Consider the following 13,042-nt stretch of genomic DNA (forward strand, 5'->3'; position numbering starts at 1 on the left):
AGGGCGCGTCCGCGAAACCGGGGGCGCCCTTTCTTTTTGCAGAGCCTGCCGTCGGTGGTCATCGTGTGCTGCAGACAGAACCCCGCGGACCTGCCCACAGATACTCAACGGACATACGCTACCGACTAAAATCAGACGCGCGACTTATCCACATTTTTTGTGGATAGCCATGTGGACAACGTGCGGGAGCGGTCTCCAACTCATTGACGCATAACGGTTTACGGTTCCCCAACGTTTCGCAGGCAGGAACGCTGTGCGCAGCCGGCCATGCATCTTCGGGCAGTTGTTGCAAGCCCTGAAACCGACCGTTCCGGCCAAGAACCTGTAATCTGACGGCACTTTCAAGCAAATGGCCGGACTAGACCGTGGAGCCGGCCAGCTTTCCTGAATTTCCGTCCACACGCAGCACCGCCCTGGAGCATCGATGAAATTCAAGCTGGACTGGACGTGCATTGCGCCATTTGCCGCACTTGTGATCCTGGGACTGACGTTCGCCATGCCGAACGGCTTCCTGTTCGTACTCGCCGCTATCGCACTCGCGGCGGCCGTATTCGCCGCGGTCCATCATGCAGAAGTGGTGGCGCACCGTGTTGGCGAACCGTTCGGCACGCTGGTGCTCGCGATCGCGGTGACAGTGATCGAAGTAGCGCTGATTGTGTCCGTCATGGTGTCGGGCGGCCCGGAAAAAGCGGCGTTGCCGCGCGACACGGTGTTCGCCGCGATCATGATCGTGTGCAACGGTATTGTCGGGCTCTGCCTGCTCGTGGGCGGGATGCGCCATCACGAGCAGAATTTCCAGTTGCAGGGCGCAAGCGCGACCCTCGCTATCCTGTGTGCGCTGTCGGTTCTGACAATGGTTTTGCCCAACTTCACCAGCACGGTGATGGGGCCGGGGTTGTCGACGTCGCAACTGGTGTTTGTGGGCGTGACGTCGCTCGTGCTTTACGTCGTGTTCGTATTCGTGCAGACGGTACGGCATCGCGACTATTTCCTGCCGCCAGTGCCGGCGCTCGATCCGAATCGAGCCGAATCCGACGACGTTCATGCTCCGCTGCCGACCAATGGCTACGCGTGGACCTCCGGCGGTTTGCTGCTACTTTCGCTGATATCAGTGGTTGGGCTGGCGAAATTGCTCTCGCCGGCGGTCGAGGCGGGCGTTGCCAGCGCCGGAGCGCCCGAAGCCGTGGTTGGTGTGGTGATCGCTGCGCTCGTGCTGCTGCCGGAAGGCGTCGCCGCATTGCGCGCGGCGCGACTGAACCGGTTGCAGACGAGCTTGAATCTGGCGCTTGGGTCGGCGCTGGCGAGTATCGGGCTGACCATTCCGGCCGTGGCGGTCGTGTCGCTTGCGATCAGCCAGCCGATCGCGCTCGGCCTCGGTTCGAAGGAAATCGTACTACTCGCACTGACCTTGATAGTGAGCGTCCTGACGCTCGGCACCGGACGCTCGACGGTGCTTCAAGGCGTGGTTCACCTGGTTATTTTCGCTACCTTCCTGTTTCTTTCCGTCGTGCCTTGAGTACTTCGGTGCGAGAGGCGGCGCGTCTTCGGCCCGGAACCGCTTTTGAAAACAAGGGCCGACCAATCCGGGCAGGAGCCAAGCGCTGTTGTTGTGCAGACGCTTCATAGCTATCGCCGATCTCAAAATCTTTTGCATTGCAGCATCGAATGCGTATAATAAGGGTATTCCCTAACGGGTAATCCCTGATTCGCACTGAGGTGCTCTCATGAAAACCACCGCTCAAAGTTCGCTTGTCGTTTCGTTCGGTTCCTGGTTCCGCAAGGCGAAGGCTGTCGTTCGCCGCGAAGCTGCCCACGCACTGAACCTGCATCTGCAAAATTGCGCAGTGCTGGCTGAAGCGTATCGCCGGAAGTAAATCGGTTGCGGCTTGGCCAATCGACGTGCCGATCGAGCCGTTTCATCGCTCTCGAACGTCGGTTAGCATGCCTTTGGTGGCGTTAAAAAGGTTGCCGGGAAAATCGCCGGCAACCGCGGTGCCGATACTGAACGTGCTGACTGCGCTAAATGCTTTTTAGCCCGTCAGGTCAGATTGCCCATCCGCCGAGATAAAACACGGCAAGCACTGCGGCAATCATCACCGTGCCAACGTTCAGCTTCTTGTATTCGCCGGCAACTACGCGCCCGATCACGAGCGTACAGAAACCGAGCATGATGCCGGTCACAATATTTGCCGACAGCACAATGAACACGGCGCAGACAAGACCCGACATGGTGTCGACAAGATCGTCCATGTGAAGTTTGCTCACGCTTGCAAGCATCAGCAGACCGACATACATCAGTGCCGGAGCCGTCGCGTAGGAAGGCACGAGTCCGGCGAGCGGCGAGAAGAACATCACCAGCAGGAACATCACGCCAACGGTAGCGGCCGCCAGGCCCGATTTTGCGCCTGCCGCCACGCCCACCGTCGATTCAATATAGGCCGCAGCCGGCGCACCGCCGAGACACGCAGCAACAATTGAACTGACCGAGTCCGCCGTCAATGCCCGGCCGCCGTTCACAATCCGGCCTTTCTCGTCTATCTGGCCTGCCTGGCCTGCGACCGCGCGAATCGTGCCGGTGGCGTCGAAGACGGCGGTCATCACCAGTGCAAACACACTAGGCAGCACGGCCAGAGACAGCGCGCCGCGAATATCCATGGCGCCGATCAGCGAAGCATGGCCGGGCGCGCTCAGCGAGGGCAACGCGAATACGCCGGTGAAACGAACGGCGGGATCGAAGGCCAGTCCCAGCGCCGACAACCCGACCACCACCAGCAGGATCCCGCCCGGCACGCGCCGGCGTTCCAGCCCGATGATCGCAGCGAGCCCGAAGACCGACATCAATACGGGAAACGCCGTGATATGACCGAGCGAAACGGGCAAACCCGCGCCCGGATTCTTGACGATCAGGCCGACATCGTTCGACGCGATCAGCAACAGAAACAAGCCGATCCCGATCCCCGTGCCATGCGCCACGCCTGCCGGCAGATTGCGCAGGATCCACGAGCGCACGCCGGTGACGGAGATTGCGGTGAAGGTGACGCCCATCAGGAAGACGGCGCCGAGCGCGACGGAGGGCGAGAGCCCTTTGCCCAGCACCAACCCGAACGCGGTGAACGCGGTGAGCGAGATTGCACAGCCGATCGCGATAGGCAAGCGAGCCCAGATGCCCATCAGGAGCGAGCCGAACGCAGTCGTCAGGCAGACCGCCACGAAGACGGCGCGGGTGTCGAATCCGGCCTTGCCGAGCATGGCCGGGACGACGAACACGGAATAAACCATCGCCAGGAAGGTAGTAATCCCGGCGATCACTTCGCGCCGCTGGGTACTGCCGCGCGCACTGATTTGAAAGTATCGGTCGATCAATCCGCCTGATTGGGACGCGTGTGCGTCATCCTGGATGTCGATGCCGCCAAGCGGCTGGATGTGGGGTTCCATCATGAGCTGTTCTCCTTTATCAGCAGGCTGAAACAAGCGGACCGGATGGTCTTTGCAAGACCGGGTGCGCCGTCTTCAGGGTCGTCTCGATAGGTTTATTTATAGTGTTGGCGGGAGCCAACGCATTGGACTGGGGCCAGCACAGAGACTAGGGCAACATTAAGCCGCCTCCAATCTCAAAAATGGGATTCCAGTCATGCCGCGATCCTTATAAGGTTCGTTTCAATACGGCTTTGACGGAGCAGGCGTACGATATAAAAGCAAAAAGGGCCAGGTCTCGAATGACCTGGCCCTTTTGTCTGTCCGGAACCGACCTGAAACTAATGCAGCCGCTTACTGGATCACGCGCGTCACGCCCCGGCCACGCGGATCGGCAACAGGTTCCGGCGTCTTGTCATCGATCTTGATGACCTGGATATCGCCGTTGAAACCCTGTTTCGCGAGCGTATATCCCTTCGCCTCCAGTTCCTTCGCGAGATCGCCGTCAATGGGCTTGTACGGCTCCCAGAAAATCGTGTTCGGCGGCAGCAACTGATGATGAAAGCGCATTGCCGCGACGGCTTCAGGCAAGGGCATGGAGAAGTCGTAGACGTTGCTGATCACCTGGAAGATCGATGTAAAGATACGCGAGCCGCCCGGCGTCCCGATCACCATGGCAACCTGATCGTCCTTCGTGAGGATGGTCGGGGTCATCGAGGAAAGCGGGCGCTTGCGCGGTTCAATGGCGTTGGCGTCGCTGCCCACTACGCCGAACATGTTCGCCACGCCCGGCTTCGAGGAGAAGTCGTCCATCTCGTCGTTCAGCACGACACCCGTGCCGTCCACCACCACACCGGAGCCAAAATAGCCGTTGATGGTGTACGTATTCGATACCGCGTTGCCCCACTTGTCGACCACCGAGAAGTGCGTGGTTTCAGCCTTTTCCGGCATCGTGGTGCCCAGGCCCGGAACGACGCTCTTGGTGTCCGACGGTGTGTCGGGATTGACCTCGGATGCACGCTTCAGGATGTAGTCGTCGTCGATGAGCTGCGCGATCGGCACCTTGTAGAAATCGGGGTCGCCAAGATACTGGGCGCGATCCGCGAATACGCGTTTTTCAATTTCCGCGGTCAGGTGGATGTACTGCGCGGAATTGAGCGGCACGTTCGCAAACTTGTCCTTGAGATCGGCCTTCATCTTCAGCAACTGAACGAGGCCGATACCGCCGGAACTCGGCGGCGGCGCGGTAATGATGCGATAGCCGTTCCAGCTCGCGAGAACCGGCTGCCGCCAGACCGCCTTGTATTCCTTCAGGTCCTGCGTGGTGATCAGGCCGTGGCCGGCCATGGCGGTTGCGATCATATCCGCCGTCTGGCCTTCATAGAAGCCCTTCGCACCCTTGTCCGAAATGCGTTGAAGCGTCGCGGCCAGTTCCGGCTGCTTGAAGTTCACGCCTTTGTTCAGGGTTCCGAAGTAACTGTCGAAGTTGGTCTTGCCGGCGAAGTCCTTGGACGCTGCGTCCTTGCGTTCCTGCAATTGGTCGCTGACTTCAAAGCCGTCCTGTGCATACTTGATCGCGGGCGCGACGACCTGTTTCCATTTCAGCTTGCCGAAGCGCTTCTGCGCTTCCCACATGCCCGACACCGTGCCCGGCACGCCGACCGCGCGATACCCATACAGGCTCATGCCCTTGATGACTTCGCCTTTGTCATCGAGATACATGTTCTTCGTGGCTGCAATAGGGGCGCGCTCACGATAGTCGAGGAAGTACGGACGATGATCCACGTAGAGCGTCATGAAACCGCCGCCGCCCAGGTTGCCCGCTTCCGGATACGTCACCGCCAGCGTGAAGGCGATCGCGACGGCCGCATCAACGGCATTGCCGCCTTCCTTGAGGACCTGCTCGGCGGCGTCGGCTGCGAACTTGTCGGCGACTGCCACCGCCGATGCCGTCAGGACAACGGGTTGCGCCGCGACTTTTGCGTAGGCGGGGGCGCTTTCGACAAACCCGAACGAGAGCGAAAACGCCATCGCAGCGAGCGTTCCAAGGGCGAACGGACGGGTGCGATGCAGCGAACTCATGGACTTCTTCATGGACATCTTGCTCCTCCTGAAAATGGGTGCCCGCCTTGGAGTATGGGTCTTTCCCTGTCGCCTTTTCCGACGAAGGGCTTAGGCGGAGACGCTCCGGGGCTTATACCACGGGCGTAATTGATTCCGAAAGGGCGGGAAGCCCCGTGCTTGACCGGGAGCCAGGCGTGATGGTCCGGAGAGCGTGGGCGGTCGATCGTGACCGGTGCTGACGGTGTCTCGCCACTCCGTGAAAGCGTGAAGCGCTCCCGCGGAGCAGGACCCGTGCGTCAAGCCTCTGCGCTCGCGGATGCCGGCGCTTCGTCGAGGGAGTACGTTGCCACCACACGCAGCACGGACTCGCGGAACGACGCAACCAGATCCGAGCGTATGCCGCTGCTCGGATACGACAGCACGTACTCGTATTCGATCGCTGCATCGAACGGCCGCACGACCACGCCGTGCGCGCGCCACACCTTGGCTGCAAACGGTTCGACGATCGACACACCCAGGCCGCCCGCGACCATGGCATAGCGCGTGTGCGCGGTGTCGGTCAACACCGTGTAGTTCGCCCGGTCTTCGCCCGCCGCGAACAGCGATTGCTCGGCCTCATAAGGTTGCCTTGAATTCGGCACCCAGCCGATGATGCGTTCGCCGCGCAGATCCTGCGCCCGCACGGTTTTTTTCTTCGCCAGCCGATGCGACGCCGGCATCGCGCACTGCGCCTGCGCGCGCAGCAACTTCTCCACCTCGATCCCCGCGACCTTCGCAAACGCCTGGCTGATGGCGACGTCTGCCTTGTGGTTTTGCAGGATCGTGAGCACCTCGGGGACTCTTACCGAGTCGACGCGAATGGGCACACCCGGATGGCGCTCGACGAAGTCGGCCAGGATGGGCGGCAGCAGGGTGCTCGCGATCACCGGCATGCACGCAACGGTCAGCCCTTCGGACGCCTCGTCGCGAATGATCTCGGCGACCTGTTTCAGGCGTTCCAGCCCCAGGAAATTCTCTTCAACCGACTTATAAAAGCGCAACCCGGCGTTGGTCGGATTCAAGCGCCCGCCGACGCGGCTGAACAGGCTGAAACCGAGGTCAGCCTCTAAATCCGCGATCAGGCGGCTGATGGCGGGCTGCGTGACGTGCAGCGCGCGCGCGGCCCCGACGCTGGTCCCCATCATGATTAACGAGCGGAAAGCTTCTATCTGGCGAAAACGGATCATTATCTTGAATTACCTTGCACGAACCTCAAGGACGCCGATGGTAGCGCGAACTACGCGCGCCTGGTGATTTACGGTCGCGCGCGCGTATATGAAGCGCAAGTGAAATCGTTCGCCGCCTGCCTATACCCAAAACACATGGACTATAAGCACATGTGAGTGGATTCCACTTTATTGCTCTGAAATACTCCCGGCGAACCTGGTTCCGTCGTCAGTTCGTAGGGCGTGTGTAATGATTTTTGAAGCTGACTGTTGGCGACGGAAACGGAGACGGATAGGCGACAAGGGCGGGCACACGATGCCAACCCTTGAACGGCATATTCGAAAGTGAAATGTTAGGTGGGCTAAGATGCTGGCCGCCGTCCGTCTGCTATCCGTCCGCTTCGGCACGCGAACCGCGGTACATAGCGGCTGATAGCCGCACATAACGGCACGCATCGCCGTTGCACAGGGTCAAAAGCCCTTATGCTCCAGCGCTCAGTGCTTGATGAACACATAAATAATAAGGATCCCCATGACGTTGTTTGCAGCTCTTGTTGCTCGTAGCACCCGCATTGACGCGTGTTTTCGTCCGGGCGATGCTGTTCATCGCCGCGTTTCAGGCAAGTGGCTTCCTGCCCTTGCCGCGAGTGTCTGCGTTGCGGCCGCAAGCAACGTTCATCTGGCTCATGCGGCTATCGTGCCGCCCGGCGTGCAGCTCGCGGCCAAGCAGGAACTGGTGCGCAACAACGCGTCCGAGGTCGAGACGCTCGATCCGAACCTGGCTGAGACTGTGCCGTCCAACAATGTCACGCGCGACCTGTTCGAAGGGCTGACCGCAACCGATGCCGACGGCACCGTCGTGCCGGGCGTGGCGGAAAAATGGGAACAGAAGGATGCAACCACGTGGATTTTCCATTTGCGAAAGAATGCGAAGTGGTCCAACGGCGAGCCGGTGGTCGCGAACGATTTCGTGTATGGCTGCCAGCGCCTTGTCGACCCGAAGATCGCCTCGCCCTACGCCAGTACATTCGGCATCTTCCTGCTGAACGGTGCCGACATTGTGGCGGGTAAAAAATCACCGGACACGCTGGGCGTTCGCGCAATCGACCCGTACACGGTCGAAATCAAGACACCGTATCCGGTGTCGTTCATCCCGGAACTGATGTCGAATACGAATCTCGGACCGGTCAACAAGGCCGCCGTCGACAAGTACGGCCGCGACTGGACCAAACCCGGCAAGCTGGTGAGCAACGGCGCGTTCATGCTTAAGGACTGGCAGGTCAACAACAAGCTCGTGCTGGCACGCAACCCTCAATACTGGGACGCCGCTCATGTGCAGTTGTCGCAAGTGACGTACCTTCCGGTCGAAAGCGAGACCACGGACATCAAGCTGTTCCAGTCGGGCGACAACGACTGGGTGTATCAGTTGCCGTCCGGCATGTACCCGAAATACAAGCAGGAGTTCGCCGCCGACATGAAGATCGCGCCGATGCTCGGACTGCGCTACTACTCGTTCAATAACAAAGACCCGTTGCTCAAGGACGTGCGCGTGCGCCAGGCGCTCTCCATGGTGATCGACCGCGACATCCTCGCGCGACGTGTCACCGCGGACGGCCAGATCCCGGCGTATGGCGTCATTGTGAAGGGTGTGAAGGGTGCGGACGTGACGGCTTACGACTGGTCGACATGGCCGATGGCCAAGCGCGTGGAAGAAGCGAAAAAGCTGCTCGTGCAAGCCGGCGTGAAACCGGGCACGACGCTGCACTTCGCAACGAACACCAGTGACTATCACAAGAAAATGGCTATTTTTGCGGCCTCGGAATGGAAAACGAAGCTCGGCCTGGACACGCAGATCGACGCGATGGAGTTCAAGGTCCTGCTGAAGAAGCGTCATAGCGGCGACTACCAGATTGCACGCAATGGCTGGGTCGCGGACTATAACGACGCGACCACGTTCCTGCAGCTTGTGCAATGCGGTTCGGACCAGAACGACAGCGGCAATTGCAATCCGAAGGCCGACGCGCTGATCAAAGAAGCGAACGAAAGCACGGACCAGGTTAAACGCACGCAGTTGCAAACCCAGGCCGCGAAGCTCGTGATGGACGACTATCCGATCCTGCCGCTGCTGCAATACACCACGGTCAGGCTGGTGAAAAGCTACGTGGGCGGGTATTCGCTGAAGAACCCGATGGACCGTTACCGCAGCAAGGACATGTATATCGTGGCGCATTGAGCGCGACGCACTGCCCCCCAATACTATCCAGCAAACAGCAAGAGGCGGTTGCCGTGACGCGCTCTGTCGCGGCGCCGCCAGGAGAGATGTCCCATGTGGTCCTATACGTTAAGGCGCGTGCTGCTGACGGTGCCGACGCTGCTGATTGTCATTACCGTCTGCTATCTGCTGCTGCACGCTACACCGGGCGGTCCGTTCGACGGTGAGCGCAAGGTCTCCGCGGAGGTGCTCGCCAACCTGCAGGCGAAATACCATCTCGGCGAGCCGCTGTGGAAGCAGTATTTGCTGTATCTCAACAGCTTGCTGCACGGCGATCTGGGGGCATCGTTCCGGTACGCGGACTGGAGTGTCAATGACCTCGTGCTGCGTGCGTTGCCGGTGTCCCTGACTATCGGCGGCGTGTCCATGGTGCTCGCCATTGTGCTCGGCGTCGTGCTTGGTATCGTCGCCGCGCTCTATCGCAACAGCCCGGCAGATTATCTGCTGATGATCATCGGCAACGCGGGTAGTGCGTTTCCCTCGTTCGTGATCGGACCTGTGCTGATCCTTGTGTTCGCGATTACGCTGAAGTGGCTGCCGGCCGGCGGGTGGAACGCCTTCCATGTGCGCTACATGGTGTTGCCAATCGCGCTGCTCACCATCATCAACGTGGCGACCGTGGGACGCGTGACACGCGGCAGCCTGATCGAGGTGATGAACACCAACTACATCAGGACGGCCTATGCCAAGGGCTTGTCGCGCTGGACGGTCGTGCTGCGCCATGCGCTGCGGCCGACCATGATTCCCGTGGTCTCGGTGATCGGACCGCTCGCGATCGGCTCGATCACGGCAGCGGTCGTGACCGAGTCCGTGTTCTCGTTGCCGGGAATCGGCAAGCTGATCGTGAACGGCGCTGCCAACCGCGATTACACGCTCGTGCTGGGACTGGTCGTGCTGGTGACCGTGGTCGCAGTACTGCTTAATCTGCTGGTCGATCTCGCGTATGCGTGGCTCGATCCGAAAATCCGCTACTGAAATAATGAGTCAACCAGCATGAGGTCCGCAATGAAACAAGGAACGCTCGTCCCCGCGCTCGAGAGCGTGCTGGCCGTGCCGGTGGAAGGCCGCAGTCCGTGGCAGGACGCCCGTATGCGCTTCGCGCGCAACAAGGCCGCCGTGGCCAGTCTCGTGATCCTGCTGCTGATCACGCTGGCCTGTGCGATCGGGCCCATGCTGCTGCCGAACGCCTTCGATTCCACCGACTGGAACATGATGAGTTCCACGCCGACGTTTGCAAACTGGCATCTGTTCGGCACGGACGATACCGGCCGCGACCTGCTCGTGCGCTGCCTGGTGGGTGGCCGCGTCTCGCTGCTGATCGGCGCGCTCGCGACGCTGACGTCGGTCACGCTCGGGATTGTGTGGGGCGCTATCGCTGGCTTCGTAGGCGGCCGCGTGGACAACGCGATGATGCGCATTGTCGACATGATGTACGCGATCCCGTACCTGCTCATCGCCATCCTGATGGTCACGCTGCTCGGCCGGGAGTTCTACCTCGTGGTACTCACCATCACCGTGTTCTCGTGGATGGATATGGCGCGGGTCGTTCGCGGGCAGACGCTGGCAATCCGGTCGAAGGAATACATTGAAGCAGCGCGCGCTATTGGCGTTTCCACCAGCGGCATCATCCTGCGCCACATCGTGCCGAACCTGCTCGGCATTGTGGCTATTTACACAACGGTTACGGTTCCTGGCGTTATTCTTACGGAGTCCGTGCTATCGTTTCTGGGACTCGGCGTTCAGGAGCCCATGACCAGTTGGGGCGTGCTGATCCAGGATGGCGTTGGTGTGATGGAAACAGCGCCCTGGATTCTCCTGTTCCCGGCGGCGTTGTTGTCGGTGACGCTGTATTGCATCAACTTTGTTGGCGACGGTCTGCGCGACGCGCTCGACCCGAAGGATCGGTAAGCACCATGTCACTGCTCAAGGTAAGTAATCTGGAAGTCGCCTTCGACTCGCCCGACGCCGTGGTCCGCGCAGTCAACGGCGTGAGTTTCGACCTGGAAGAAGGCAGCACGCTGGGCATTGTCGGTGAATCGGGGTCGGGCAAGAGCCAGAGCATCCTCGCCATGCTCGGGCTGCTCGCGACCAACGGGCGCGCAAAGGGTAGCGCGATCTATCAGGGTGAGAACCTGTTGACCATGCCGGCGAAGAAGTTGAACCGCATTCGCGGCAATCGGCTTTCCATGATCTTCCAGGACCCCATGACGTCGCTGAATCCGTATCTGACGATCGAACGCCAGATGACGGAAGTGCTTGAACTGCACAAGAACATGACGCGCCGCGCTGCGAAGAAACGCTCGATCGAGATGCTGGAAGCGGTGCGTATTCCCGAAGCCGCACATCGTATCGATCAATACCCGCATGAACTGTCCGGCGGCATGCGCCAGCGCGTGATGATCGCCATGGCGCTGTTGTGCGAGCCGCAAGTGCTGTTCGCCGATGAACCCACCACCGCGCTCGACGTCACGGTCCAGGCGCAGATACTTCAGCTCCTGCGCAACCTGCAACATGACTTCGGCACGGCGATCGTGCTGATTACGCATGACCTTGGAGTGGTCGCCGGTCTGTGCGAGCAAGTGATGGTGATGTACGGCGGCCGCGTGATGGAACAATGCAACGCGGACAACCTGTTCGCTCGTCCTTCGCATCCCTACACAATCGGTTTGCTGCGCGCATTGCCGCGGCTCGATCAGAGCGACGCGCCACTTGTTGGTATCCCCGGCAATCCGCCGAATATGGCGCATCCGCCGTCGGGCTGTCCGTTCCAGGAGCGCTGCATAGATGCGAGCCAGCGTTGCGCTGAAGCAGTCCCGCCGCTCGAATCGTTTGGCGGTGACACCACCTGGCTGCGAGCCTGCAATCGCCCGGTCGAGCAGATGAAGTCGTTGCACGAGGTGGCCCATGTCTGAGCAAACCATCCTGTCCGTCCGCGACGTCCAGGTTCATTTCAGCGTCAAGGCGAAGAGCAAGTTGCCGTGGGCACCGTCGCGCACGCTGAAGGCCGTGGACGGCGTGAGTTTCGATCTGAAGGCCGGCGAGACGCTCGGCGTGGTGGGTGAATCGGGTTGCGGCAAGTCGACCTTGTCGCGTGCCATCCTCAATCTCATTCCCGCCACGCACGGCGAAATCGTGTGGATGGGCAAGGATCTCAGCGGCGCCACGGCGAAACAGTGGCACGGAGTGCGGCGCGACATCCAGATGATTTTCCAGGACCCGCTGGCTTCGCTCGATCCGCGCATGACCGTGGGGCAGATCATCGCGGAACCTTTGCGTGAACATCGGCCGGGCATGTCGAAGGACGAAATGAACCAGCGGGTGCGGGCGATGATGGCGAAGGTCGGTTTGCGCGAGCAGATGATCAACCGCTACGCGCACGAATTTTCAGGCGGCCAATGCCAGCGGATCGGGATTGCGCGTGCGTTGATCGTGGAACCGAAGCTGATTGTCTGCGACGAACCCGTGTCGGCCCTCGACGTTTCGATCCAGGCGCAGATCGTCAACCTGCTCAAATCCTTGCAGCAGGAAATGAAGCTCGCGCTGATCTTCATCGCGCACGATCTGGCCGTGGTCAAACACATCTCGGATCGCGTAATGGTCATGTATCTCGGCCACGTCATGGAGCTCGCCGACAAACATTCGCTTTACGCGCGTCCTCGGCATCCGTACACGCGCGCGTTGCTTTCCGCGGTACCGGTGCCAAATCCGGCCATTGAACGGACGAAGGTCGTGCAGATCCTCTCCAGCGATATTCCCAGTCCGATCAATCCCCCAACGGGTTGTGTCTTTCATACCCGTTGCCCCATAGCGGAGGCGCGTTGTTCTGTTGAAGTGCCGCCGCTGCGCACGCTTGAACATGGAGTCGCGGCAGCCTGCTTACTCGCCTGATGATTGGCGTGGTTATTGGCGTGATGATTGGCGTGGTTAATCGCTTGATTTAACGGTCGTTTCGACACTCCCCGGCCAAACCCGATGGTCCCCATTCTTGACGGGGGCCGGGGAGTCGTTCGCTCGATCGTGAAGTTTTCGTAGTCCCGGTAGTCCCAGTAGTTCCTGCTGTCACAACCCTCCGGTGAGTCGTTCCGAG

At 60.4% G+C, this 13,042-nt stretch carries 10 protein-coding genes; 7 read left to right on the top strand and 3 right to left on the bottom strand.

The window, feature by feature from the left end; all coding sequences use genetic code 11:
* The first annotated feature begins 424 nt into the window (after positions 1 to 424).
* Both ACSQ8V_RS23000 and ACSQ8V_RS23005 read left to right on the top strand, forming a co-directional pair.
* A complete protein-coding gene (locus ACSQ8V_RS23000; RefSeq protein ID WP_436207268.1) occupies positions 425 to 1,516 on the top strand; it encodes a calcium:proton antiporter in 1,092 nt (363 codons plus the stop codon).
* A 208-nt stretch (positions 1,517 to 1,724) separates the two neighbouring features.
* A complete protein-coding gene (locus ACSQ8V_RS23005) occupies positions 1,725 to 1,874 on the top strand; it encodes a hypothetical protein (protein WP_213762224.1) in 150 nt (49 codons plus the stop codon).
* Between the two features lie 169 nt (positions 1,875 to 2,043).
* Here ACSQ8V_RS23005 and ACSQ8V_RS23010 read toward each other — a convergent pair whose 3' ends face one another.
* The 3 genes from ACSQ8V_RS23010 to ACSQ8V_RS23020 form a co-directional block, all read right to left on the bottom strand.
* Complete coding sequence (locus ACSQ8V_RS23010; protein ID WP_213762225.1) at positions 2,044 to 3,438, bottom strand: NCS2 family permease; 1,395 nt, start codon at positions 3,436 to 3,438, stop codon at positions 2,044 to 2,046.
* Positions 3,439 to 3,768: 330 nt separating this feature from the next.
* Positions 3,769 to 5,496 carry a gamma-glutamyltransferase gene (gene ggt, locus ACSQ8V_RS23015; protein WP_213762297.1) on the bottom strand — a complete coding sequence of 576 codons (1,728 nt, stop codon included), beginning with the start codon at positions 5,494 to 5,496 and terminating at the stop codon, positions 3,769 to 3,771.
* 278 nt (positions 5,497 to 5,774) lie between these two features.
* Positions 5,775 to 6,704, bottom strand: a complete 930-nt coding sequence (locus ACSQ8V_RS23020; RefSeq protein ID WP_213762226.1) for a LysR substrate-binding domain-containing protein — start codon at positions 6,702 to 6,704, stop codon at positions 5,775 to 5,777.
* Between the two features lie 511 nt (positions 6,705 to 7,215).
* Here ACSQ8V_RS23020 and ACSQ8V_RS23025 point away from each other — a divergent pair.
* From ACSQ8V_RS23025 to oppF, 5 genes are all read left to right on the top strand, one after another.
* Positions 7,216 to 8,916, top strand: coding sequence for a peptide ABC transporter substrate-binding protein (locus ACSQ8V_RS23025; RefSeq protein ID WP_436207269.1), 1,701 nt, complete (start codon positions 7,216 to 7,218; stop codon positions 8,914 to 8,916).
* 93 nt (positions 8,917 to 9,009) lie between these two features.
* Positions 9,010 to 9,930 (top strand): ABC transporter permease subunit, encoded by a 921-nt coding sequence (locus tag ACSQ8V_RS23030; protein ID WP_213762228.1) that lies wholly within the window; start codon positions 9,010 to 9,012, stop codon positions 9,928 to 9,930.
* Positions 9,931 to 9,960: 30 nt separating this feature from the next.
* Positions 9,961 to 10,863: an ABC transporter permease subunit gene (locus ACSQ8V_RS23035; protein WP_213762229.1), complete on the top strand. Its 903-nt coding sequence runs from the start codon at positions 9,961 to 9,963 to the stop codon at positions 10,861 to 10,863.
* 5 nt (positions 10,864 to 10,868) lie between these two features.
* Positions 10,869 to 11,867, top strand: a complete 999-nt coding sequence (locus ACSQ8V_RS23040; protein WP_436207270.1) for an ABC transporter ATP-binding protein — start codon at positions 10,869 to 10,871, stop codon at positions 11,865 to 11,867.
* Positions 11,860 to 12,843 (top strand): murein tripeptide/oligopeptide ABC transporter ATP binding protein OppF, encoded by a 984-nt coding sequence (gene oppF, locus ACSQ8V_RS23045; protein ID WP_436207271.1) that lies wholly within the window; start codon positions 11,860 to 11,862, stop codon positions 12,841 to 12,843. Before ACSQ8V_RS23040 ends, oppF begins: the two co-directional genes overlap by 8 nt.
* Positions 12,844 to 13,042: the final 199 nt, after the last annotated feature.

It is taken from the genome of Caballeronia sp. LjRoot31, assembly GCF_964253885.1.
Taxonomy (GTDB): Bacteria; Pseudomonadota; Gammaproteobacteria; order Burkholderiales; family Burkholderiaceae; genus Caballeronia.